We start from the raw sequence: 25,388 nt of genomic DNA on the forward strand, positions 1-25,388 counted from the left end.
TTTGTTCTGTCTCAAGCGACAGCTTTTATATTTTATCAAAAGCTTTATCGTTTGTCAAGAACTTTTTTAACTTTTTTCATTTTCTTTTTTGTGGAGCTTTCTCTCAACGAGTCAGCTCATCTATAATACCATTTCGTTTCATCTTTGTCAACTGTTTTTTACAATTTTTTCAAACTTTTTCGACTTGTTTTTTCCAAGCCTCCAGGTATTATATTACGTGTTTTCTCACCCGCTTATGCAGAATACCATAAAGCGTACAAAGCTTCCTTCAATCTGAAAACTTTTTGAGATAACACTTAACGGAGAAAGAGGGATTTGAACCCTCGCGCCGGTTTCCCGACCTACACCCTTAGCAGGGGCGCCTCTTCAGCCTCTTGAGTATTTCTCCTGATTCTGAATCCGACTGTTTACACAGCTTTTTTTCAATTCTTGCTTGATAATGCGAAATTTATTATACTAAACGTTCTATATAATGTCAACCATTAATTTAGTTTTTTTTAACCTTTTTCCGCCCTTTTTCAGCAACTGTTTTAGTAAACGGCTAGTTCCGTCTTTTCCTCTATCGTTTTCCTAATTCTTTCCTGAACTATCGCTGCGATTTCCGTCGTTTTCATATCTTTGTATTCATCATAATAAAGCGGAGGCAAAAAACAAACCTGAACCGTCACTTTACTGATAGACTTCGTATCAAACGGTTTAAACGAATCAATCAGCGCCACCGGAACGATTGGACAACGTGCCTTTGTTGCCGCTTTAAAACTTCCACCTTTAAATGTTCCGATTTTATTTCCGTTTCTCGAACGAGTTCCTTCCGGGAAAATAATATAATTTCTTCCCGCCTTCACTTCTTTTGCTACATTCATAATGACCTGCATTGCCTGCCGCACATCTTCTCTGTCAATCATATATGCTTTTGTACAAGCAAACACCTGCTTTAAAAACTGAATATTTGCAACTTCTTTTTTTGCAACAACCGAGATCGGAACCGGACACACATCCATAATAGCCAAAACATCATACATTCCCTGATGATTCGGGAAAAACATAAATCCATTTTCTTTCGGTATGTTATCCAGCCCTTCAGCCGCTATTGTCACATTTCCGCCTTTGTTTGCTCTGCGGACAATAAACTTCAGCATCTTATAATGCTCTTCCTCCGTATACTTATCTACGTGATGCGCATGATAACAAAGCTTGCACCACATAAACGGAACAAGAATTATATTTCGGAGCACCATCATCAATATTCTTTTCATATTTTCCGATACTCCTTTACCGCTGTTTCATAAAGATTATTTCCCTTAGAGTCAATCACCACTATCACCGGAAGATTTACTACTGTAAGTTTTCTAATCGCTTCTGTACCAAGATCTTCATAAGCAACAATTTCCGATGATGTAATACATTTTGACAGCAGCGCGCCCGCGCCGCCTACAGCTGCAAAATAAACCGCTTTATTGCGAACAACAGCATCGATCACTTCTTGACTTCTTTTTCCCTTTCCAATCATTGCCCCCATTCCGAGATCCAATAATTCGGGAGTATATTTATCCATACGGCTTGCCGTTGTCGGACCTGCCGATCCGATCGGGCGTCCTTCCCGTGCCGGAGACGGTCCCATGTAATATATCGCCTGCCCTTCTATATTAATAGGTAAGTCTCCTCCCTCACGAAGCGTTTCGTACATCCGCTTATGCGCAGCATCACGCGCTGTATATATCGTGCCTGTAATATATACATAATCTCCTGCCCTTAGTTCTTCTGCCGTCTCTCTGCCGACAGGCGCTGAAATATGTCGATCCATTTCTGTTTCCTTTCACTTCTGCCTTTTTCCACTGCTGCTATCTTATCCGCTGTTTTTACAAAACACAGACTGTATGCCTGTTCACATGGCAGCATATATTCACCGCAACCGGAAGTCCCGCAATATGAGTCGGATATGTGTTGACATTTACTGCCAAAGCCGTCACCGTGCCACCCAATCCGCCCGGTCCGATGCCAAGACAGTTGATCTTCTCCAACATTTCTTCTTCGAGTTTTCTCACATATGGAATATCCGAATGTTTTCCCACTTCTCGCGTAAGCGCTTTCTTCGCCATTAAGGCGCATTTTTCAAATGTTCCTCCGATTCCGACCCCAACTACCAACGGCGGGCAAGCATTTGGTCCCGCGTCTTTGACAGCTGTAAGAATCGCATTTTTTACTCCTTCAAGTCCTTCCGCCGGTTTCAGCATAAACACACGGCTCATATTCTCACTTCCGAAACCTTTCGGAGCTACCGTGATCTTCACTCGATCACCTTCCACGATCCGCGTATGAATAACCGCAGGAGTATTATCTTTTGTGTTTTCCCGCAAAATAGGGTCTCCTACGACTGACTTTCTCAAAAAACCTTCCGTATAGCCCCGGCGCACCCCTTCGTTTACCGCATCTTCGAAACTTCCGCCTTCAAAATGCACATCTTGTCCTACCTCAAGAAACACAACTGCCATTCCTGTATCCTGGCAGATCGGTATCATATCCGAAGCGGCAATTTCAAGATTATCCTGAAGCTGTGCCAGAATTTGTTTTCCAAGCACGGACTCCTCTTTTTCCTCTGCTTTTCGCATCGCTTTCACCATATCCGAAGAAAGCGAGTAATTTGCCTCTATGCACATCTTTTTTATTGTTTCCGTAATTATCTCTGTCTGTACTGTCCGTATCATAATTCAATCTCAATCTTTCTGTTTGTACGATGATATTGATGGTATCTGACTCCCGCCGCATCCATCATTCTTTTCGACGCAATAACGCTCGGAGTATCGGCATATTTATCACAATCATAGATTACTTCTTTAATCCCCGCCTGTATGATCGCTTTTGCACATTCATTGCAGGGAAAGAGCGAAACATAGAGCTTCGCTCCGGCCAAACTTCCTCCGCTGTAATTTAAAATTGCATTCAACTCGCTATGTGTCGAATATACATATTTTGTCTCAAGCGGGTCTTCGCCGTCTCTTACCCACGGAAATTCATCATCCGAACACCCTAACGGAAATCCATTATATCCCATAGAGAGGATTTTATTATCCTGACTGACAATACAACAGCCAACCTGCGTATTCGGGTCTTTTGATCGCATCCCCGAAAGCATGGCTACTCCCATAAAATACTCATCCCACGTCAAATAATCTGTTCTCTTCCCCGACATCAACTCCGCTCCTTTCATCTCTGTTCTGTTCTCTGTAAGCTTTTTATTTTGTTCCGAAAATACGATCTCCGGCATCGCCAAGTCCCGGAACAATATAGCCATGATCATTGAGCTTCTCATCAAGCGCCCCTATATAAATGTCTACATCCGGATGCGCTTCCTGCATCTTCTTAACTCCTTCCGGCGCTGCAAGGATACAAAGGAAACGGATATGTTTTACGCCTTTTTCTTTCAGCATTCTGATCGCCGCCACACTGGAACCTCCCGTAGCCAGCATAGGATCAACTACAAACACTTCTCTCTCTTCACAATCTGCCGGAAGTTTACAATAATATTCTACCGGTTCTAATGTCTCCGGATCTCTGTAAAGACCGATATGTCCGACCTTCGCCGCCGGAATCAGAGATAACATTCCGTCTACCATTCCGATTCCCGCACGAAGGATCGGTACGATAGCCAGTTTTTTGCCTGAAAGCATTTTCCCTGTCATCTCCATAAGAGGTGTTTTGATCTGAACATCACTCATTTTCAGATCTCTCGTCGCCTCGTAGCACATCAACTGTGCAATTTCCCCGATCACCTCACGAAATTCTTTTGTTCCTACGTTTTCCTGTCTTACATAATTGATCTTATGTGTGATCAAGGGGTGATCCATCACAATTACTTTTCCTGTCATTATTCTTCCTCCGCAATGTAATTTAATTTTTCTGCAAGTTCTTTTATTAATTCACGCAATATCTCATAGCATTCTCCGTAAGCTGTCAAAGGTTTCCCATATGGATTCGGGATTTCTCCGTCGCTTCCCACGAATTCATTCAACGTATAAACGTTAGCTTTTGTTCCGTATTCGGACAAGATTTTGTTTTTCTCGGCTTCCTCGATCGTAAGGACAAGAGTATCCTCCACCAGCGTTTCCGGTTCAAGCTGTCTGGAAACATGATTTTCAAGGGTCATCTGGGCGCTCTTCATGATCGCCTCCGCTTTCTGATTCGCCGGTTCGGGAAACAGCACGACCAATCCCCGTGAATCAATCACATATTCCTGCGCCAGATCTTCATGCCTTAACATCTCCGCCGCCATCGGCGCCCGGGCAGAATCCGTACCGCTTATAAATATGATTCTTCGGTACTTCTGCCGTTTTGCGATCTCCGCCGCCGAAAGACGCGTATGCCCCGCCGCTTTTTCCAAACGATTCATAATCGCTTTTCCGATTCCTTGCGCGGCAAAAGATTCACTGTAAATCTCTTCCACATCTTCCTCATCAAATTCTCTGAGCACTCTATAGAGATTTCGAGCGATCGTTTTCTCATTTTCCCGTGTACCAATATTTTTCACTACGCCGTATTTATAAAAAGGAAGTGTCTCTGTCGTAGCAATAACCCCCACTTTTCTTCCTTCTTTATAAGCCTTGTATGCAAGCTGGCGAATCGCAAAAATCTCCTCCCGCAGATCTCCTTCTACAATCATCAGTTTTGCTTTCGGAGCGTAATGTCTGTACTTCATCCCCGGAGCTTTCGGAGCTTTCTCACTCTCCGCCACAAGAAGCGTCTCATCAACATCTACTTTTCCGATCACTTCTTCAAACATTTCCGCAGTAATCGCTCCCGGTCTCAAGATCATAGGCGGCGTCACCGTCATATCAAGTATCGTAGACTCTAGTCCGATCTCAACTGCTCCTCCGTCTAAGATCATATCGATCTTTCCGCCCAAATCTTCCGCAACATGTTCCGCCAACGTCGGACTTGGTCTTCCCGAAGTATTTGCGCTCGGGGCAGAAACGAATCCGCCCGCTGCCCGTATAAGCGCTCTCGCCACTTCATCTGTAGGCATACGAACCGCCACTGTATCAAGACCTCCCGTCGTACCATAAGGAACAACCTCGCTCTTTTCAAAGATCATAGTAAGCGGTCCCGGCCAGAAGTGAGCTGCAAGGGCATCTGTTTCAGCCGGGATATTAACAGCAATCTTCCTCAAATCTTCATATTCTGCAATATGCACGATCAGAGGATTATCCGACGGTCGCCCTTTTGCCGCATACGTCTTCATCGCCGCCTCCTCTTTGAGCGCATCCGCTCCGAGCCCATATACCGTCTCGGTCGGAAAAGCAACCAAACCGCCGTTTTTCAGAATCATTCCCGCTTCTTCTATAATCTCTTCATTTATTTTGTTTTTATCGATCTTTTCTATTTTTGTTTCCATGCCCTATATTATAGCATTATTTATTTCAAAAAAAAACTCTTAATTCCTTTTACTACAGCCTCTGCTATTTTTCCTTGATACGCTTCATCAGAAAGTTTTTCCGCTTCTTTGTGATTACTCAAAAAACCACATTCCACAATTACTGTCGGCACTTCTGTTTTCTTCAATATATAATAAGTATTATTTGCTTTTTCACGCTTTTTATTTTCCGGATCAATTTCCAGAAGTTCATTCTGCAAAATTTCCGCCGCCGCTTTCCCTTCCCCGGACGTCGTATAATAAAACACCTGCGCTCCAAAAACACTTTCTTCATGATAACTGTTTTGATGTATACTTACAGCAAGATCTGCCTTTGATTCATTCATAATGCGAACCCGCTCTTTCAAATCTCCGATCCTGGTTTCCGCAAGCCATCCGTCCTCTTCACGTGTCATGATCACTGCAATCCCTTCCTCTTCAAGAAGCTTTTTCACTTTCTCTGCGATTATTAAGTTCAGCTCTTTCTCAAGCTTCCCGTTGACTCCCGTTTTTCCGCCGTCAGGACCGCCGTGTCCGGCATCCACTACAACCGTTCTCTTCTTATGCGCTTCCCCTTGTTTTCCCCGCGCTCCTTTTTATCCGATTTCTCATTCTCCTTTTCTTTCATCCCTATAACCGCCCCCGAATTAGTTTCTTCACTTTCCCTAAACGTCTCCTTAAGCCTCACCCCTGCTTTTTGACACAAAACAATGATTGCCACAAGAGAAATAATCGCCATTCCGAAAACTATTTTTTTCCGCATATAAAAACACCCTCCTTTTCCATATAAATATATATGCAAAAAGAGGATGTCCTTTTCAGATATTTTATTTCATGTTTTAGTTCACATTTTAATTTACATATTGCAGGATGAGATCCCACACGCCGGAACCTTCCATTCCAAGACTCCACTCCGCAACACCCGCAAGCTGGTTTTCTTTAATAACTTTCAGCTTCTCTTCCAGCGACTGAGTATCTTCTAACCAAATTTTATAAACGCCTCCGTCGCCTTCCCACTGGGCATAATTCTGCTTCGTCTTATCATCCCATTCCGTCTGTGCTCCCATTGATGAGATAAGTTCTGCCGCATCATCCATTCCATAAGCGGAACTCTTTACTTTATTCGGATAATTTTCGGCTTCCGTTCCCTCATCTGCCGCAAATTCTTCGTCAGTCTTTGGCCGTTCAAACCAAAGCCGGGTATAAAACGGTACTCCTGCGATCAATTTATCCGCCGGTACTGACTTAAGGGCCTCTGATATTCCGTTTTTCAGATACCCGATCGACGCAACCGAACCTGCTTCATACGATCCTTCTGTATGTTCATCATATCCCATAACAACAACATAGTCCGCCACTGCCGCCTGTTCTTCAATGTCATAATGTGCATTATAAGGCTGCGGAACATAATTATCTACAGAAAAAACAAGTCCATTCTGACGGCACTTCACCGAAAGTTCACGCACGAACTGCACATAATGCGGTCCGCACTCATCGGATACAAGTTCAAAATCAAGGTTAATTCCATCCACGTCAGTCTCCAGCGCTTTTGATATAACTTGATTGATCAGTTTTGCCCGCTTCGACGTATAGCTCAGCACTTGATATGTTTCTTCATAAGAATTGATTCCTCCATGAAAATCCCTCAGCACTGCCCATACTTCCAAATTAGACTGATGTGCGTAATTTACATAATCCGCATCTGCAAGCGATGTAATATTACCTTCTGTATCCGCAAGACTGAACCATGTCGGCGCAATCGTATTCAGCCCTTTTGTCGACGCAATCGTTTCCAATATATAACTATTAGCATCGGCGTTAGAAACATTATGCCACGCCATATTGATCGTATAGTTTTCCGAAATATTCGTATATTCCGGTTCTTCATAATCCCGGGATACCAGCTCTTTTTCAACACTGTTGAGCGCATTTGTTTTCACATATCCGATAAACCCGTCTTTTGTAGCCACTTTCATCCAGTCATTCTCATCTTCAAGAACAGTTACCTTATCCGATTTCTTTACTTCTGTCAAAACCGGACTTTTCACACCGCCCTGATAGCGTACCTGCGTATCCCTTTTGATGGAAGCCACTTTCTTCTCTCCCCACTCAGTTGTAATCACTACGCGGGTCGGATCATCATACACTTCGTATTCCATATTCGTGTATTGCTGGATAAACGGAAGGGCAATATATGCAATCTTTCCTTCTGTTTTCAGGATCACATAATCTTCACTCTTTTTCTCTGTTATGTCTGTATATTCTTTACTGCCTACCGCTGCCGAAACACTGCCTCCCGGAAGTGTATAAAGAAGAACGTTCTCATTAGAATCCCAATAAAACCGCTTATTGATCCGATTATGAGCAACAGAATATTCGACATAATACTGCCCGTCATAAACTTTCACCGGATCCGGCGTATTTCCTTCTTCTGCATTCTGAGACTGTTTCACAACCTGATCGTCAATTACAAGCGCAGGATCTGTTTCTGACTCCACTCCATAATATTGTTTCAAATCGGCCTTCTCATTCGTTGAACCGTATCTTTTCCAAATAACAAATCCGCCTATTGCAATTATGATCAACACAAAAAACAGAAACCACCGTATAACGGCATTCCGCCTTCTTCTCCTTGCTCTGCTGCTTTGTCTCGCAGGTCTTCTATTCCGTCCAGGTCCCGCTTCCGACATTCTTTGTCTGCTTTGTCCCGAACGGTTTACCGGTTTCCGGGCATTGTTTTCAGGGCGTCGTCTGTGGGTATCTGATGTCTGACTCCATTCCCGCACATCCCGTTTTTCTCTTTCGTCCATGCCGTACCTCCTACTAGCAATTATACGCGTACATTATATCACACTTTTAACACGCGTCGTTAATAATTTGCCTCTTTCAGCAGATTTTAGACATCTTTTTTCACACAACCTCCACTTTGTCCGGCATTAAGGGGTAATTTCTGCCCGAAAGTGTTCATTAATATCAGTAAATCTAAGAGTTTCTATATTGCCATCCCCACTCATCGTATAATCGCGCATATATGTTCCCGCTTCTTTTACCATATGTGCCGTCACGATCTGAAGCGGACTTGCCTGATATCCGTCAAGCAGCATATCAATCCCACGCTTCTCATACTTTTCCAGCTCCATATATAATTCTGTATATTCCGTTTCATCCATTTTCATCTCCCGCAATACTCCTTTCCATGCAAACCGTGATAAATATAGTTTTCCTGCCCTTTCATTATGTATCGTACGGAGGTTTGTGACATACATCCGGATTTTCAGGCAGGGCAAAAGACAGCCGATACGGAAATAAGAGTTTAAACAGCATTCCCTCCTTTCATTTTATTTACTTATCAGTGAATACTATCTTTTGTAAGTGCCATTATATTGTCCGCATTTTATGTTTTCAATGTGTTTTTTGTTCATAACCGCATGGGATTTGTTGATAAGTCTTTACATCCTTTTCTTTTTTGTTTATACTTATCTTGAGGATATGTATCTATTTTTATTCCCGATGCATATTATCTTATATAGTATAAAGGATGTGATTGTATGAAGATTGAAAAACTTAATGAAAATCAGATTCGTTGTACATTGACACATGCTGATCTGGCAGCGCGCCATCTGAAGCTAAGCGAGCTTGCTTACGGCACAGAAAAGGCTAAATCTTTATTTCGCGACATGATGCAGCAGGCGTCATTCGATTTCGGATTTGAAGCAGAAAATATTCCGCTGATGATAGAGGCAATCCCTTCATCTGCTGATTCTATTGTCCTTATTATAACTAAAGTCGAGGATCCCGAAGAATTAGATACCCGGTTCTCAAAATTCACACCGGCTGACAATTCAGACCCTCTGAATTCCGAGACACTGGAAAAACTCCAGGGGGCAGAGGAGTTTCTCAATCTCCTGAACAAGGTCAAAGAAGCGGCAGCGGCGACATCAGCTCCTGTTGAAGAGCCCCGGCAGACGGATTCGTTCTCGATCCGGTTGTTTTCTTTTTCTTCACTGGACGGAGTAATCGAAGCCGCGAAATTAATTGCTCCCGCTTATCACGGCGCAAATACATTATATAAGGATGAAAGCGCTGAGACATTTATTCTTGCCCTTGCACCGGTGGAAAATAAATTAAATGAATTTAACAAGATCTGCAATATGCTTTCCGAATACGGATCGCCGGAAAAAGCCGACGCTTCCGTGCTTGCATTTCTTGAAGAACATTGCACGATTCTCATATCGGCAGATGCAGTATGTAAATTATCCGCATTATAAACTTGTATGCGGACAACGGATCTCAAAAGAAAAGGGTCGGCGCTTTAACGATCAATCAAATCGCAAAGCGCCGACCCTTTTACGCAATTCTTATTTACCCATTGCCTTTGCAGCAGCATTGATTTTTTCTACAAGAAGTCCACAATCAATTCCATGAACCATTGCCGCTTCCTCTAATGTCTCCATCTGAGACGCCGGGCATCCGAGACAATGCATTCCGATCTCCATGAGAATCGGCGCGCTCTCCGGAAATTGATCAATAAGTTCTCCGATTTTTGTATCTTTTGAAAATTCTGCCATTTTCTCTTCCTCCTTGAATTTATGAGGCTATTATAAGCCTTGTTCTGCAAATTATCAACAGTTTTCCTGATTCACCTTTTTCCGCTAGCACCCTCCGAATTATTCCCTCTGAATTCCCCCTTGCTTTTTTAACCGTATGACTGTTTCTGCATCCTCTTTCTTCTCTGTACACTTCATAAATCTACATCGCATTAAATTGTCAGATATATCCTGCCTTTATTTTTGTTTTTTTGAATACTCAAAAGTCAATAATTTATCCGAGTTTTTTCGACATATTTGCATTTTTATCATAACTCACCAAAACATCCGTTCTTTTTTTATTATAAAGTAATCCACCGAAAACATATGTTTTTATGTGGATAATGTGGATAACTTTGTGGGAAAACCGACTTTTTCCACCTTTTTCGTTGTTTTCAGTGTGGATAAGTTGAAAACTCCACGTTTTTCAATTTCGACATTTTTTTACAAATAAACACAAATTTGTGCATTTTGTCTTTTTATGTCGAAAACGGGAAATCTGTATTTCTCTCATCAAAAATACAAATTCCCCATTTCAAAAAATTTGTGTTACAGAACTCTTCTTACTGCAATAATATCAGTATAGGTAGCGCTGCATATTCCGATTCCATCTGCTTCGTTCATTGCATTCACGATCGTTCCGTCCCCCATATAAAGCCCGACGTGACCGTCATACAAAATCAAGTCTCCGGGAAGAGCTTCCTCGTAACTGACGGCGTATCCTGAATTCACCATATCATATGTCGTCCGTGGAAGACTTACTCCGAAATGTGCATAAACCGACTGTACAAAACCCGAACAATCCGCTCCGTTTGTCAGGCTTGTACCTCCCCAAACATATGGATTTCCGATAAACTGACAAGCATAATCAATAACAGCCTGCCCCGGAGTTCCCGGAGCTTGCGAAGGCGTATTCACTCTCCCCTGCGAAACAGCGCCTACAGGCCGTGTTCCCGGTCTGCCGTCAGCACCGCAAACGACAGATGCTGCCATTTTTTCTTGCGCTTCTTCTTCTGCGATCCGCTTTTCTTCCTCTTCTTTTGTCTCCCCATAAGAATAAGAAGTTTCTGCAATCACGTAGTCGCCTGAGACCCAACCGCTTTTATCTCCTACTTTTACCGGATACCATCCGCCGGTCGCTTCTCCCACAGTCTCATAAACTTCGCCTTTTTTTATCTGTGTCAAAATCTTACTGTCCGTTCCGCAGCCTTCCCGAACATTAAGCACATATGCCGTAACCGTCACTGTATCCTTCTCATACTCCTGTGCACGCGCCTGCGCCTCCTCTCCTGTAAAAAGCGCATCTTCCGGCACATATCCTTCAGCCGAACCCGATCTGATCTTCGTCCAGCCATCCAGATATTCCAGCACCTGAGCCGCCGAATCTTTATAAAGTTTCCCGACCCAGTCGCCGGAATCATCCGGTGCGTTTCTGATATAGGTAAACTCCTTCGTATCAGAAAACGCCATATTCAAATACTCACCCTCTTCTGTTGGTACAAGATAGAGATTAATATTATCTTTTACTTCTGTCTCGTAACATTTCTCCAGTACCGATTCAATCCCCGATGCCTGTATAAATGGCTGCTCGTCTTTCCTTTCGGCCGCCGATACTTCAGACACGCTCCCCGGGATCAGAAACATTCCCGCTGCCGCAAACAGAATGCCTCTCGCTTTTGTGTGTGGTTTCTTCATATAAAACCTCCTCTATATTTCGGTCATTTACCGCATTACATTTATCTTTTGTAGGAAGCTTTAAATGTTACACATTTGTTAAATTTGTTACATTCACATTATATCAACTCGCTATTTGTTTGTCAACTTCTCTTACTGATTTTTCATTGACATCTCTCGACAGCAAGTTTCTATATTATTCTTTTTTCTTCTTCTTTCCATTTGTTTCATTAATTATTTTGTAACATTTTATCGTAAATATTCAATTTTAACAGCCAAAAATAATTTTTTTCAAAATAATGATTGACAAACATCTTTCTTTGTATTATATTCTAATTACAGTAATCGTTACTATTATTTATTAAATAACGGTTCTTAGTTAGTTATGAAAGGGGGATTCCCATTGGCAGCTTTAAAATATAGTAGACAACGAGAATCCATCAAGCATTACCTTATGACAACCAAAGAGCATCCGACCGCCGACACAGTTTATATGCATGTGAAGAAAGAATTTCCGAACATCAGTCTTGGCACGGTTTACAGAAATTTAAATCTGCTGACCGATATCGGCGAAGCCATAAAAATATCTACTCCCGACGGAGGAGATCGATTTGATGGACGGATTGAACCGCATAATCATTTTCTTTGTGAAGAGTGTGGACGGTTACTGGATCTGGATCTGGATATGAAGAGTATCGAAGAAGTCAACTGCCTTGCCGGTAAGAATTTTGACGGAGCGATCACTTCCAGTTCCACTTTGTTTTTCGGTAAATGCGGTGACTGCATTAAAAAGTCATAACAAATAAACAATATTATTTTCAAAAAAGGAGATCAAAATTATGAAAAAATTTGTATGTACAGTATGTGGTTATGTTTTTGAGGGAGAAGCAGCTCCGGCAGAATGTCCGGTTTGCCACGCAGGCGCAGATAAATTCAAAGAGCAGACAGGCGAAAGAGAATGGGCTGCAGAACACGTTATCGGTGTTGCTCAGGGCGTTAGCGAAGACATCCTTGCAGATCTGAGAGCAAACTTTGAAGGCGAATGTACAGAAGTTGGTATGTACCTTGCTATGGCTAGAGTTGCACACAGAGAAGGATATCCGGAAATCGGTCTTTACTGGGAAAAAGCAGCTTGGGAAGAGGCTGAGCACGCTTCTAAATTTGCTGAACTTCTCGGCGAAGTTGTTACAGACAGCACAAAGAAAAACCTTGAGATGCGTGTAGATGCAGAGAACGGCGCTACAGCAGGTAAATTCGACCTTGCAAAACGTGCAAAAGCCGCTAACCTCGATGCAATCCACGATACAGTTCATGAGATGGCAAGAGACGAAGCTCGTCACGGAAAAGCATTTGAAGGACTTCTTAAGAGATACTTCGGCTAATCAAAATCCCGAATATTGAAAGATAGGTTATCAGAAAGATGTCGGCTAAACTGTCGGCATCTTTTTTATCTCCTTTTCTTACATTTTTTTATTTTTGTCTGTTTTTTTGTTTTTCTTTTCTTTCTTTTTTATTTTATATGCATTCTTACCTTGTATCTTTTTTTCTATCTAGTATAATAGAAAGAAAAGGACAAAAAACGAGGTGCTATCATGAGAAATTTTATTGGTGTTGACTTAGGCGGAACAAACATCCGCGCTGCTATCGTTTCCGAAGACGGAACGATTAAATGTATGAAAAAATCAGAAAGCCACCCGGAACGCGGTGCAGAAGCTGTTATGGAAACTATGATTTCCCTGATTGAAAGTCTTGACGGATATGAAGAATGTGAAGGAATCGGAATGGGTATTCCCGGACCGATCGACACGATCAACGGCAAGATCATCGTTTCTACAAATCTTCCAAAACTGATCGGTTTTCCGATAGCGGAATATATCGAAAATCATTTTCATAAACCGACTTACATGGACAACGACGTTAAAGTTGCCGCTCTCGGAGAAGCTGTTCAGGGAGCCGGAAAAGATTATCCTATCGTTTACTATGTAACAATTTCAACCGGAGTCGGCGGAGCACTTGTAATCGATCAAAAGGTAATCGGCGGTCAGAACGGACACGCAGGCGAGATCGGAAATATCTGTATTGACAGAAACCGTGAAAAATACAATATTTTGAATGTAGGCGCTGTTGAAAACGAAGCGAGCGGAACTGCTGTCACAAGAAAAGGTAAAGCTGTATTCGGAGATAAGATCAATCACGCGGGCGATGTATTTGATCTTGCCCGCTCAGGAGACGAGCAGGCTCTCAAAATTGTAGATGACATGGCATATGATCTTGCAATGATGTTCTGCGCTATCGGACATATTATCGATCCTCATGTATTCGTTGTAGGCGGCGGAGTTATGAAGGGAAAAGATGTATTCTTTGAAAAAATGGAATCTTATTACCGCTCTATGATTCATGTAGGTATGCAGCCGGTTGTATTCAAAGAAGCTCTCCTTGATGAGCCGGGTATCATCGGCGCTGCGATGCTTCCGATGACACATTTAAAGTAAAACTGTTTCCTTCCTTTCAATATAAGCAGTTTGCTACATAAAAGAACTCTTTTTTAAGTTCTTAAAAAGAAAAACTGAGCATGACCTAACTCTTTGAGTTTTCGATCATGCTCAGTTTTTCCTTTCTGCTCAGTCGCTTAATTTCCCACTCCCGCTTCATCGCTTCCTGCTTTGTCGGAAATTCTTCCTTATAAACAAGCACAACCGGACGGCGCGCTTTTGTGTATTTCGCGCCCCGCCCCGCATTGTGATCTTTGATCCGTTTTTCAAGATTGTTTGTCCAGCCCGTATAAAGCGAACCGTCACTGCACTTTACAATATAGGTATAATTCATGTCTTTTATTATTTCTTTTCTTTCGTTTTTCTTTTCTTGTTATATCTTTGGTCATTGCTTCTTTTATTATTACTTCTTTTTCTATTCCATAAAATTCATCGGATCGACCGGCTCTCCGTCTTTAAGCACTTGAAAATACAGATTCGTTCCTTCTACGCTGTAATATTTCGTCGGCTCATTCAAACTGCCGATTGCGCTGCCTGCTGCCACATAATCTCCTGTTTTAACTTGTACATCTTTTAACTGTCCGTACACTGCTGAATATCCGTTTCCCATATCAAGCGTCACCGTAAGTCCCGTCTGCGCCGACTCCTCGATCGCAGTCACAGTTCCTGCCGCAGATGCATTGATCGTTTCTCCTGCTTCCCCGGCTATAATCATCGCAGGATTATATTGATACTGTTCTAATGTCTGGAAAAATACAGTCTCATCCATACTATATCCATTGATCACTGCTCCGCTTGCAGGCCATGTAAGAACGCTTTCTTCTGAAAACCAAAGATTTGACGCGGCGCTTCCCGTCTGCTGAACTCCTTCTTCCGTCCCTGTTGTATCAGACACATCTTCCCTGCTTTCTTGTTCATTTTCATCCGTTTCTTCCACTTCCGGCAGGAGGATTTCATCTGTAGTTGTTTCTTTCGTGTTATCTTCTGTAAACTGTTCCGCCTCTTTTTCAGCTTTCGCCATCTGCTCTTTCATATCTTTTTTGTAGTTTCCGACCGTATATGTTCCAACGACCGCCAGAACTGCCATAAAGCAGACTACAATACCGATGGCTGCTCCTTTGCCTTTTAAAAAGGACATTTTTTCATTTTTATTCATTATCATCACCTCTGGTTATATTTTTGCCGGAAAATGATAACTTTATTCTGTCCTTTCAAAAAAGTTTTTCTCTGACTCTATTGTTGATTATAATTACTTTATTTATTTTTTGCAATAAAGTTCAAATCCTTCTCTGTCTTTGTCCCTTCATAAAAAAACTCCAAAATTTCTTTATATGTTTTTCCGTCTTTTGCCATTTTATTTGCAGTCCAACAACTCAGCCCCATGCCATGTCCGTTTCCCGCCGTTATAATTTTTATTTTCTTCCCGCTTTCCGCAAACGAAAAAGAACTCGACGGAAGCGACAGCGCATCCCGAAATTGATCTCCTGTGCAAATTGTTTCTCCTATCCGAAGCTTTCCCACATATCCCGCCGAATCATGTTCTAAAATTTCAAAATCTTTAAAAGAATATCCTGCCGCAGCTTTTTCTCCGTCTGTCTCTGCCGCCAGAAAATGATGACATTTTTTCTGTATTTGATCATAGGAAAACGTAAATACGCCGACCTGTTCTTCCGATTCTTTATCTGCCGGACATTCTTTCACTTTAATATACGGAAACTCCGAACTTCCGAGCACTTCTTCCGCACTGCGCGACATTCCCGTATTTGACTGATGGAACGGTGTCCATGCATATGTATCATTATAAAATAACACCTCGTTTTCTGTCGCTTCTATGGCATTTCTGTATTTTTCATATCGCTTTTTATATTCATCGGCAGGCCATTGATCCTGCATTTCCTTCTGCGACAAATAATCGATCTCCAAAATAACATCTGATACATTTCCGGTTCTGTCCGACTTTTGATTCTCCGTCTCTTCTGCCTGAGTGCTTCTTTGCAGCGCACGGCTGATCTGTGTCCTCACAAGAACCGCCTGCGCCTTCAGTGCCTCCGTCTCTGTATCTGCCGGTACGTCTTTTGCCAACACTCCCGTAAGATACTCATTCCACTCTACTTCTGCAATCCCGTCTGCCTCTTCTTCCTCCGAAGCTTTAACTCTGATGTAAAAATTTTCATTCGTTGTCTCTTCTGGATCTACTCCGTTTACAAACACAGAAACAATGTACGGAAACAATATCAAAATAACAAGGAATGCAGCTGCCGATTTGAATTTTTGTTCTATCGTATATCTTTTCATCAAAAAACAGCCCTCCATATTTCTATCATATGAAGCGCTGTTTTTTTTATAACTTTTGTTTTATCGGACAAACGGTCTCTTTCTCATAATAAACAGGCATATCGCCTCGTATAACGGTACTAACGATGATAATACTGCATGAATAACCGGCATATTTCCTTCCGCGAAGTTTTCATAAATCTGTTTATTCACCAAGACGTTCAAAGCGATCTGAACTGCTCCGAATAAGATCGAAACAATGATCACTACGAAATACATAAAGAAAAACGCAAGTACGCTCATCCCCGCCCCTGTCACATTTTGATTCACCGCACTTCCGGCGAGCGTCATTCCGATGCCAAATACGAGTACCAGTACATAGATGCCGATCGCTCCGCTGTAGATGATCGGAAAAAGCAGTTTCCACAATCCCGGATTTTTGATCGTCGTATTTTTCAGTCGGATCGGACCTGCCATATTCCCGTGGTAATATGTTCTCGCAAAAGGTACAAATGCCATCCATGCATCTTTTTTCCCCATCCGCTTTGCGATCGTATACAGACCGAAAGAATGCAGAAGGTAACTTCCAAGCATAAATACGAGCATTCCTATCATGATCGCAAGCCAAAGCGAAGCGAACACTACGGCAAACATTTCTCCTGCCCTTTCCGGATGATACTGATACTCGTATTCATATGCGTAATCATACATATTTCTCATCTTACTACCTCCTTATCCCTTTTCCGAAAAATCAATCAGATGTTTTTACTCTTCAAGCGGAGCAACATCTACTTTTTCTAATTTCCAAATATCACTTACATATTCTTCGATTGTTCTGTCAGAGGAAAATTTCCCGCTGCATATCGTATTCATCATTGCCATTCTTGACCATCTCTGCTGATCTCTGTAAGCTTCTTCCACTCGTTTCTGAGCCTCTGCATAGGAACGGAAATCTTTCAGAATAAAGTAAGTATCCGCTCTGTCTGTACACTGCGTATTCAACAGAGAATTATACAGATTTTTATACATCTCGTGATCGCCGTTTGCATATGTGCCGTCCATAAGCTGATCGATCACACGTTTTAATTCCCAATCGTTAAAGTAAATATCCGTCGGATTATATCCTCCGTTATTCTCATAATTAATTACTTCTTCTGAACTAAGGCCGAAGATAAACGCATTCTCCGCTCCGACTTCCTGCACAATTTCCACATTCGCTCCGTCCATCGTTCCGAGAGTCGGCGCACCGTTGAGCATAAATTTCATATTACCTGTTCCCGACGCCTCTTTTGACGCCGTGGAGATCTGCTCGCTCACATCGGCTGCCGCAAAAATAATCTCCGCATTTGATACACGATAATCTTCAATAAATACGACTTTCAGTTTTCCGTTAATGCTTCTGTCATTATTTACAACATCAGCTACGGAATTGATCAGTTTGATCGTCTCTTTCGCTCTTAAATATCCCGCCGCCGCTTTCGCTCCGAAAATAAATGTTCTCGGATAAAACGACATCTCAGGATGTTCTTTGATCTGGTTGTACAGATACATAATATGCAGAATATTAAGAAGCTGACGTTTGTACTCATGGAGACGTTTTACCTGAACGTCAAAGATCGAGCGCGGATCAACTTCAATTCCATTATGCTCTTTAATATATTTTGCAAGACGTACTTTGTTCTCGTATTTAATCTGCATAAACTCACGTCTGGCCTTTTCGTCGTCCGCAAACGGTCTGAGCTTTTCAATCTGCGACAGATCTGTGATCCATCCATTTCCGATCTTATCTGTAATCCAGTCTGCCAGAAGCGGGTTTCCGTGTGCGAGGAATCTTCTCTGTGTGATGCCGTTTGTCTTGTTATTAAATTTTTCCGGCATCATCTCATAGAAATCACGGAGCTGCTGTGTTTTCAAGATATCTGTATGCAGCTTCGCAACGCCGTTTACAGAAAATCCCGCGATAATAGCCATATTTGCCATGCGAACCTGACCGTCTCTTAAGATTGCCATTTTCTTTACTTTATGCTCATTTCCCGGATACATCTCATTCACTTTGATCAGGAATCTTCTGTCAATTTCCTGCACGATCTGATAAATACGGGGGAGCAGTCTTGAAAACAGGTCGATCGGCCATTTTTCAAGAGCTTCTGCCATAATTGTATGATTCGTATAAGCACATGTTTTGCTCGTTACTTCCCACGCCTCTTCCCAGCTTAATCCTTCCTGATCGATCAGCAGTCTCATCAGTTCGGGAACCGCAACTGTCGGATGTGTATCGTTCATCTGAATGATTACTTTCTCATGAAGTTTACGAACATCAGAATGCTTTTTCTTATATTTCTCAAGCAGAGCCTGAAGACTTGCGGAGATGAAGAAATACTGCTGTTTCAAACGGAGTTCTTTTCCCGAATAATGATTGTCGTTCGGATAAAGAACGTCAACGATCAATTTCGCAAGATTTTCCTGCTCTACCGCCTTATGGTAATTTCCTCTGTCAAATTCATCAAGCTTAAAATCTGTGATCGCTTTTGCATCCCACACACGCAGTGTGTTTACGACATGATTTCCATATCCTACGATAGGCATATCATACGGAATCGCCAAAACAGACTCATAATTTTCCTGCACAAATTTTGCTTTTCCCGTCTCAGGGTCATTTTCAAACCGGATATTCCCTCCGAAGCGGACTTCTTTTGCATATTCTTCTCTTCTGATCTCGAACGGATTACCTTCTTTGAGCCAGTTATCCGGCACTTCCACCTGATACCCGTCTTTAATCTTCTGTTTAAACATGCCGTAACGATAACGAATGCCGCATCCATAAGCCGGATAATTCAATGTTGCAAGTGAATCAAGGAAACAGGCTGCCAACCGTCCGAGACCTCCGTTTCCAAGCGCTGCATCCGGCTCTTGATCCTCGATTACATTCAGATCGATCTCCATTTCTTCCAGCGCCTCTTTTACCTCTTTATACGCTGTCAGATTGATCAGGTTATTTCCCAATGCACGCCCCATCAAAAACTCCATAGACATGTAATACACAGTCTTTGCATCTGCCTCGTCATACGCTTTCTGTGTTGCGATCCAATCATCGATGATTACGTCTTTCACTGCATAGGATACTGCCTGAAAAATCTGCTGAGGAGTTGCCTCGTCAATCGTTTTTCTGTACAGCGTCTTAATATTTTCTCTTACGGTTTCCTTAAATGTTTCTTTCTCAAATCCTTTATTATGCATTGCTTTATTCCCTTCCTTTTGATATGCCGCGGCGCATCGCATCCTTTATCTTACAAGAACGAATGCGCCCGGATGTGCCGCATATCTTAAAATTATTGTTTCTCAACGCCCATTGTAACTGCTTCTCCGTTGATCTTCCACTCTTTCACATAACCTGCCGGCTCTGCCTTTACAACTTTATCTGCAAGCACTTCCCCGCCGATCTCGTCACTGTGTTCTGCAAAGATCTTTTCCGCTTTCTCACTTCCGTTATACGTTACTTTGATGCGGTCCATAACTTCAAAGTCAGCTTCTTTTCTCATTGTCTGTACTTTACTGATAATTTCTCTGACAAATCCTTCTTCAAGAAGTTCCGGTGTCAGGTTCGTATCAAGAACAACCGTGATTCCATTGTCGTTTTCAGAAACATATCCTTCGATCTGCGCTGTATCGATCAGAAGGTCCTCTTTGAAAAGTGTGATCTCCTGGCCGCTTACATCAAGCTTAAGCGCTCCTGTTTCATTGATCTCATCCATAGCAGAATTTCCGTCTGCATGATCAAGCGCCGCTTTAATTCCCCCTAACATTTTACCATATTTCGGACCTACTGTCTTTAATTGTGGTTTAAAACTATAAGAAGTAAAGTCTCTTACATCATCTGTAAACTTTACATTTTTTACATTCAGCTCATCAGCTACGATATCCTGATAAAATTCAGGCAGATCAAATGCTGCTTTTACGAACATCTGACCGATCGGCTGACGGTTCTTGATGTTCGATGTATTTCTGCAGGCGCGTCCCATAACGACAAGCTTCAGCACATGCTCCATATTCTGCTCAAGCTCTGTGTCGATCTGATCCTCGTTCACTTCCGGGAACATGCACAGATGGATACTCTCCGGCGCATTCTGGTCAACGCTGCGTACAAGATTCTGATAAATCTCTTCTGTCATAAACGGAATCATCGGAGCTGCCGCTTTTGATACCGTAACAAGCGCTGTATATAGTGTCATGTATGCATTGATCTTATCCTGCTCCATTCCTTTCGCCCAGAAACGTTCACGGCTTCTTCTCACATACCAGTTACTCATATCATCTACAAATTCCTGAAGAGCGCGCGCCGCTTCCGGAATACGATAATTTCCGAGGTTTGTATCTACCGTTTTTACCATCGTGTTCATCTTTGACAAAAGCCACTTATCCATAACGGACAGTTTATTATATTCTAATTCATATTTTGTGGCGTCAAACTGATCGATATTTGCATAAAGAACAAAGAAAGCATATGTGTTCCACAGTGTTCCCATGAACTTTCTCTGACCTTCTACTACAGCTTTTCCGTGGAAACGGTTCGGAAGCCACGGAGCGCTGTTCACATAGAAATACCAGCGGATCGCATCTGCACCGTATTTTTCAAGAGCATCAAACGGATCGACTGCATTTCCTTTTGATTTGCTCATTTTCTGTCCGTTCTCATCCTGTACATGACCAAGTACGATTACATTCTTATACGGCGCTTTGTTAAACAGAAGCGTTGAGATCGCAAGCAGGGAATAGAACCATCCTCTCGTCTGGTCTACCGCCTCCGAAATAAAGTCCGCCGGGAACTGTCTTTCAAACAGCTCTTTATTTTCAAACGGATAATGATGCTGTGCAAACGGCATTGATCCGCTGTCAAACCAGCAGTCGATTACTTCCGGAACACGGTGCATCTCTTTTCCACACTTCGGACATTTGATCGTCACCGCATCAATGTACGGACGATGAAGTTCAATGTCATCCGGGCAATTATCGGACATTTCTTTTAATTCCTCAATGCTTCCGACAGAATGCATATGTCCGCACTCGCATTCCCAAATATTAAGCGGCGTTCCCCAGTAACGGTTACGGCTGATACCCCAGTCCTGCACGTTTTCAAGCCAGTCGCCGAAACGTCCTTTTCCGATACTTTCAGGAATCCAGTTGATCGTATTATTATTTGCGATGAGGTCCTCTTTCACGGCAGTCATCTTGATGAACCATGATTCACGTGCATAATAGATCAGCGGTGTGTCGCATCTCCAGCAATGAGGATAACTATGCTCAAATTTCGGTGCATCATAGAGCAGACCTCTGGCATCAAGATCTTTGAGCACTTCCGGATCGGCTTTCTTTACAAACAATCCTGCAAACGGCGTCTCCTCTGCCATATTTCCTTTTTCATCTACAAGCTGAACAAACGGAAGGTCATATTTTCTTCCTACGTTCGCATCGTCTTCACCGAATGCCGGAGCAATATGAACAACGCCTGTACCGTCTGTCAACGTAACATATTCGTCACATACAACGTAAAACGCTTTCTTGTTCTGCTTCTGCGCACAATCTGCCGCGCACTGATAAAGCGGCTCGTATTCTTTTCCTTCCAAATCAGTTCCCTTATATGTCTCAAGCACCTCATACGCTGCTTTTCCTTCTTCTGCAAGTCTTCCAAGCACCGTATCAAGAAGCGCGCACGCCATATAATAAATATTTCCGTCCGCAGCCTTTACTTTCGCATAATCTTCTTTCGGATTTACACAAAGCGCAAGGTTCGACGGCAGCGTCCAGGGAGTTGTCGTCCATGCAAGGATATACGCATCTTCTTCTTTTACTTTGAATCTGACGATCGCAGAACGTTCTTTTACATCTTTGTATCCCTGTGCAACTTCCTGTGCAGAAAGCGGCGTTCCGCAGCGCGGGCAATAAGGAACGATCTTAAATCCTTTGTAAAGAAGCCCTTTATCCCAGATCTGCTTTAACGCCCACCATTCCGACTCTATAAAGGAATTATGATATGTGACATACGGATCGTCCATATCTGCCCAGAAACCTACTGTTCCTGAAAAATCTTCCCACATTCCTTTATATTTCCAAACACTTTCCTTACACTTATCAATGAAAGGTTCTAGTCCATACTCTTCAATCTGGTCTTTCCCGTCAAGTCCGAGCAGCTTTTCCACTTCCAGTTCTACCGGAAGTCCGTGTGTATCCCAACCTGCTTTTCTGGGAACCATACTGCCTTTCATTGTTCGATAACGCGGAATCATATCTTTAATAACACGAGTCAGCACATGACCAATGTGCGGCTTTCCGTTTGCTGTCGGAGGGCCGTCATAAAAAATATAATCCGGACATCCTTCCCGCTCTTCCATACTTTTCTCAAAAATGTGATTGTCGTCCCAAAACTTTTCGATTTGTTTTTCTCGATCGACAAAATTCATGTCTGTAGAAACTTTTTTGTACATGATCTTCTTCCTTTCCTCCTTAATAACAAAAAGCTTCCGTCCTGTAATAGGACGAAAGCTTATTCTCCGTTTTTAACCACCTGTTACAACATACTTGGATCTCACGCCTTGACTGTACGCGACAGAAAACATCTATTTACAGTATAGTACATCTCTTTCTATATCTCTTCTTTTCTGTAGCTTATGCATACGATTCGGATCCGCATATGGTGTCCTGTAACGTCGGACTTACGTCGGCTCTTACTTCTCTGTATTTATTTCAGATGCCGCGGCTCGGAAGTGATATTCAGAATCTGTCTACCGGTATCGGACTTACACCATCCCCGACTCGCTGTAACATTCGATCAGATCTTACTGTCTCCGTCATCGCCTTTTTCATCATATTTTTAATATGTCATATAAAATATTATAAAAAAATATTAATATTAGTCAAGGTGGTTTTTCCGTAAACTTATTATAATCGTAACAGTTCAGCCACAATTATTTAGAATCAGTATACGAAAAAAAGAACTGTTCTACTAGACTATCCATGCAAAAACTGTTGTTGTATTGTATCGGGTAATTTTGAGGGAATTCCTCAGACCGGTGAAGCTGCCGGTATTTTTCACAGAAAGAATTTCTGTGAGTGGAATTATCATAGCATATCGGTAAATGAGAAACAATGATATATTTATATTTTAATCGACTTCTGACAGAGGAGAAATCAACTCTCTCCTCTGTTCTATGAAGTTATCTTTGATTAATTTATATGGAGATGAAACTGTTCAATCAGATGAGCAATATTTTCTTCTGTATTTTCAAGATCATCTGCAATTTCGGAAATTGTTTTTCCTTTTTCAAGTTTTTTCCGGATGAGAGCACTTTTTTCTTCTATTCGTCCTTCTTCTCTTGCCTCTTCTCTCTGTACTTCGATATCTGTCTCATAGTCGTATTCGTCTAATAACATATTGACAACCTCGCTTCCTTTTCGCATTAAATAATCAGCAAGAATCCCTTTTTCAATGCACTCTTTTATCGCTTTTTTATAAGGCTCTTCCTCCCCGGAGATCTGATAGTTCTGCACGATTTCCATGAACTGGCTGTATTCTTTCAGTACCTGACACTTTTCTAAAATTTCATGATGTTCTTCCGGCCGGATATTGATGACCTTTACTTTTAATTCCAGACTCGGCTCACCGTCTTTTACGATATAGGCATCTGACAGGCGCAGTTCTTTTTCCTTTTCCCACTTTTCTTTTCCGTTATAGAATGTGTAAAATTCCGGTGTCGGAAGGAAAACGATTTTCTTCTTATAACGGCTTCTAGGCGGTACAAGCCTTTCATAAGCACGTCCGATGTACAGCAGACTCCGAAGGGGCATGTTTTCGTTGACCGTAGACTGATGCTCGCCGAATACGATCACTTTTCCTCCTGCGTCAAAAGAAATATCGTTTTGAAAATTCATATAGATCGTATTGTCTACACGGAATCTCCGAATCTTCGTTCCTTCCGGCAACGGCTTATCATGGATTGCATTAAAAAGCGCGATCTCGTTTGCTTCTGCTGATTCATCCTCATAGAACAGATCTACAAAGACACTGTTTTTAATTTCTCTGTTTTCTTTTCCTGCCATAGGCTCTCCTTTCATGTGCATGAACGAATCCTGTAGTACAGACGGGAAAATGCTTTTAAGCTTGCTTTCGCCAAAAGTTTTTCCTCTGAAAAAGAAAACTTTTTCTCTTTTTTAAGACCTTCTCTTAAAAATCAGTATACGAAAAAAAGAACTATTCTACAAGACTATCCACGCAAAAACTGTTGTTGTATTGTATCGGGTAATTTTGAGGGAATTCCTCAGACCGGTGAAGCTGCCGGTATTTTTCACAGAAAGAATTTCTGTGAGTGGAATTATCATAGCATATCGGTAAATGAGAAACAATGATATATTTATATTTTAATCGACTTCTGACAGAGGAGAAATCAACTCTCTCCTCTGTTCTATGAAGTTATCTTTGATTAATTTATATGGAGATGAAACTGTTCAATCAGATGAGCAATATTTTCTTCTGTATCTTCAAGATCATCTGCAATTTCGGAAATTGTTTTTCCTTTTTCAAGTTTTTTCCGGATGAGAGCACTTTTTTCTTCTATTCGTCCTTCTTCTCTTGCCTCTTCTCTCTGTACTTCGATATCTGTCTCATAGTCGTATTCGTCTAATAACATATTGACAACCTCGCTTCCTTTTCGCATTAAATAATCAGCAAGAATCCCTTTTTCAATGCACTCTTTTATCGCTTTTTTATAAGGCTCTTCCTCCCCGGAGATCTGATAGTTCTGCACGATTTCCATGAACTGGCTGTATTCTTTCAGTACCTGACACTTTTCTAAAATTTCATGATGTTCTTCCGGCCGGATATTGATGACCTTTACTTTTAATTCCAGACTCGGCTCACCGTCTTTTACGATATAGGCATCTGACAGGCGCAGTTCTTTTTCCTTT

At 42.0% G+C, this 25,388-nt stretch carries 23 protein-coding genes, 1 tRNA gene and 1 pseudogene; 4 read left to right on the forward strand and 21 right to left on the reverse strand.

From position 1 onward, the window contains the following. Nucleotides 1-300: 300 nt before the first annotated feature. The 11 genes from RUMTOR_RS08860 to RUMTOR_RS08910 all read right to left on the reverse strand — a co-directional run bounded on the left by RUMTOR_RS08860 (nt 301) and on the right by RUMTOR_RS08910 (nt 8,577). Nucleotides 301-388: transfer RNA gene (locus tag RUMTOR_RS08860), tRNA-Ser, on the reverse strand. 142 nt (nt 389-530) lie between these two features. After that, complete coding sequence (locus tag RUMTOR_RS08865) at nt 531-1,256, reverse strand: lysophospholipid acyltransferase family protein (RefSeq protein WP_004847218.1); 726 nt, start codon at nt 1,254-1,256, stop codon at nt 531-533. Then, nucleotides 1,253-1,804, reverse strand: a complete 552-nt coding sequence (locus tag RUMTOR_RS08870) for a Fe-S-containing hydro-lyase (protein WP_004847220.1) — start codon at nt 1,802-1,804, stop codon at nt 1,253-1,255. Before RUMTOR_RS08870 ends, RUMTOR_RS08865 begins: the two co-directional genes overlap by 4 nt. Before the next feature lie 55 nt (nt 1,805-1,859). Next, nucleotides 1,860-2,705 (reverse strand): fumarate hydratase, encoded by an 846-nt coding sequence (locus RUMTOR_RS08875; RefSeq protein WP_004847222.1) that lies wholly within the window; start codon nt 2,703-2,705, stop codon nt 1,860-1,862. Then, complete coding sequence (locus RUMTOR_RS08880; protein WP_044929531.1) at nt 2,702-3,190, reverse strand: deoxycytidylate deaminase; 489 nt, start codon at nt 3,188-3,190, stop codon at nt 2,702-2,704. Before RUMTOR_RS08880 ends, RUMTOR_RS08875 begins: the two co-directional genes overlap by 4 nt. Nucleotides 3,191-3,233: 43 nt before the next feature. Further along, complete coding sequence (gene upp, locus RUMTOR_RS08885) at nt 3,234-3,866, reverse strand: uracil phosphoribosyltransferase (protein WP_004847226.1); 633 nt, start codon at nt 3,864-3,866, stop codon at nt 3,234-3,236. After that, complete coding sequence (locus RUMTOR_RS08890; RefSeq protein ID WP_004847227.1) at nt 3,866-5,389, reverse strand: L-threonylcarbamoyladenylate synthase; 1,524 nt, start codon at nt 5,387-5,389, stop codon at nt 3,866-3,868. Before RUMTOR_RS08890 ends, upp begins: the two co-directional genes overlap by 1 nt. A gap of 20 nt (nt 5,390-5,409) precedes the next feature. After that, nucleotides 5,410-5,952: an N-acetylmuramoyl-L-alanine amidase gene (locus RUMTOR_RS08895; RefSeq protein WP_330360052.1), complete on the reverse strand. Its 543-nt coding sequence runs from the start codon at nt 5,950-5,952 to the stop codon at nt 5,410-5,412. Further along, on the reverse strand, nt 5,952-6,170 hold the full coding sequence (locus tag RUMTOR_RS13995; RefSeq protein ID WP_004847232.1) for a hypothetical protein: 219 nt from the start codon (nt 6,168-6,170) through the stop codon (nt 5,952-5,954). The genes RUMTOR_RS08895 and RUMTOR_RS13995 overlap by 1 nt, the downstream gene beginning before the upstream one ends. Nucleotides 6,171-6,258: 88 nt before the next feature. Continuing rightward, on the reverse strand, nt 6,259-8,217 hold the full coding sequence (locus RUMTOR_RS08905; protein WP_004847236.1) for a glycosyl hydrolase family 18 protein: 1,959 nt from the start codon (nt 8,215-8,217) through the stop codon (nt 6,259-6,261). A 126-nt stretch (nt 8,218-8,343) separates the two neighbouring features. After that, a complete protein-coding gene (locus RUMTOR_RS08910; protein ID WP_330360053.1) occupies nt 8,344-8,577 on the reverse strand; it encodes a hypothetical protein in 234 nt (77 codons plus the stop codon). Between the two features lie 378 nt (nt 8,578-8,955). Between RUMTOR_RS08910 and RUMTOR_RS08915 the strand changes: the two genes are divergently transcribed. Next, a complete protein-coding gene (locus RUMTOR_RS08915) occupies nt 8,956-9,675 on the forward strand; it encodes an adaptor protein MecA (RefSeq protein ID WP_004847238.1) in 720 nt (239 codons plus the stop codon). 90 nt (nt 9,676-9,765) lie between these two features. On the opposite strand, the gene RUMTOR_RS08920 is transcribed toward RUMTOR_RS08915, so the two are convergent. Together RUMTOR_RS08920 and RUMTOR_RS08925 are read right to left on the reverse strand one after the other, a co-directional pair. Next, nucleotides 9,766-9,975, reverse strand: a complete 210-nt coding sequence (locus RUMTOR_RS08920) for a DUF1858 domain-containing protein (RefSeq protein ID WP_004847239.1) — start codon at nt 9,973-9,975, stop codon at nt 9,766-9,768. Nucleotides 9,976-10,542: 567 nt separating this feature from the next. Further along, entirely contained in the window at nt 10,543-11,688 is a 1,146-nt protein-coding gene (locus tag RUMTOR_RS08925; RefSeq protein ID WP_004847241.1) for a C40 family peptidase, read from the reverse strand. Nucleotides 11,689-12,070: 382 nt separating this feature from the next. On the opposite strand from RUMTOR_RS08925, the gene RUMTOR_RS08930 reads away from it, so the two are divergent. From RUMTOR_RS08930 to RUMTOR_RS08940, 3 genes are all read left to right on the forward strand, one after another. Continuing rightward, nucleotides 12,071-12,466 (forward strand): Fur family transcriptional regulator, encoded by a 396-nt coding sequence (locus RUMTOR_RS08930; protein WP_009243005.1) that lies wholly within the window; start codon nt 12,071-12,073, stop codon nt 12,464-12,466. Between the two features lie 40 nt (nt 12,467-12,506). Further along, nucleotides 12,507-13,049, forward strand: coding sequence for an NADH peroxidase (locus tag RUMTOR_RS08935; protein ID WP_004847244.1), 543 nt, complete (start codon nt 12,507-12,509; stop codon nt 13,047-13,049). 210 nt (nt 13,050-13,259) lie between these two features. Next, complete coding sequence (locus RUMTOR_RS08940) at nt 13,260-14,159, forward strand: ROK family protein (protein WP_004847246.1); 900 nt, start codon at nt 13,260-13,262, stop codon at nt 14,157-14,159. Nucleotides 14,160-14,244: 85 nt separating this feature from the next. Here the strand turns inward: RUMTOR_RS08940 and RUMTOR_RS08945 are convergent, their stop codons facing one another. From RUMTOR_RS08945 to RUMTOR_RS08980, 8 genes and pseudogenes are all read right to left on the reverse strand, one after another. Then, nucleotides 14,245-14,493 (reverse strand): GIY-YIG nuclease family protein, encoded by a 249-nt coding sequence (locus RUMTOR_RS08945; RefSeq protein ID WP_004847248.1) that lies wholly within the window; start codon nt 14,491-14,493, stop codon nt 14,245-14,247. A gap of 81 nt (nt 14,494-14,574) precedes the next feature. Next, nucleotides 14,575-15,315, reverse strand: a complete 741-nt coding sequence (locus tag RUMTOR_RS08950) for a M23 family metallopeptidase (protein ID WP_009243004.1) — start codon at nt 15,313-15,315, stop codon at nt 14,575-14,577. Nucleotides 15,316-15,413: 98 nt separating this feature from the next. Continuing rightward, nucleotides 15,414-16,454, reverse strand: a complete 1,041-nt coding sequence (locus RUMTOR_RS08955) for a SpoIID/LytB domain-containing protein (RefSeq protein WP_009243003.1) — start codon at nt 16,452-16,454, stop codon at nt 15,414-15,416. Nucleotides 16,455-16,514: 60 nt separating this feature from the next. Continuing rightward, entirely contained in the window at nt 16,515-17,153 is a 639-nt protein-coding gene (locus RUMTOR_RS08960) for a hypothetical protein (RefSeq protein WP_004847253.1), read from the reverse strand. Between the two features lie 45 nt (nt 17,154-17,198). Further along, on the reverse strand, nt 17,199-19,670 hold the full coding sequence (locus RUMTOR_RS08965) for a glycogen/starch/alpha-glucan phosphorylase (protein WP_009243002.1): 2,472 nt from the start codon (nt 19,668-19,670) through the stop codon (nt 17,199-17,201). A gap of 92 nt (nt 19,671-19,762) precedes the next feature. Continuing rightward, the gene (gene ileS / locus RUMTOR_RS08970; protein ID WP_004847257.1) at nt 19,763-22,912 is read right to left on the reverse strand and encodes an isoleucine--tRNA ligase; all 3,150 of its coding nucleotides are present in this window, start codon (nt 22,910-22,912) and stop codon (nt 19,763-19,765) included. 739 nt (nt 22,913-23,651) lie between these two features. Further along, nucleotides 23,652-24,545 (reverse strand): RpnC/YadD family protein, encoded by an 894-nt coding sequence (locus RUMTOR_RS08975; RefSeq protein WP_004847260.1) that lies wholly within the window; start codon nt 24,543-24,545, stop codon nt 23,652-23,654. 359 nt (nt 24,546-24,904) lie between these two features. Beyond that, nucleotides 24,905-25,388 (reverse strand): annotated as a pseudogene (locus tag RUMTOR_RS08980) (hypothetical protein); the annotation flags it as partial.

This window comes from [Ruminococcus] torques ATCC 27756 (assembly GCF_000153925.1).
Classification (GTDB): domain Bacteria; phylum Bacillota; class Clostridia; order Lachnospirales; family Lachnospiraceae; genus Mediterraneibacter; species Mediterraneibacter torques.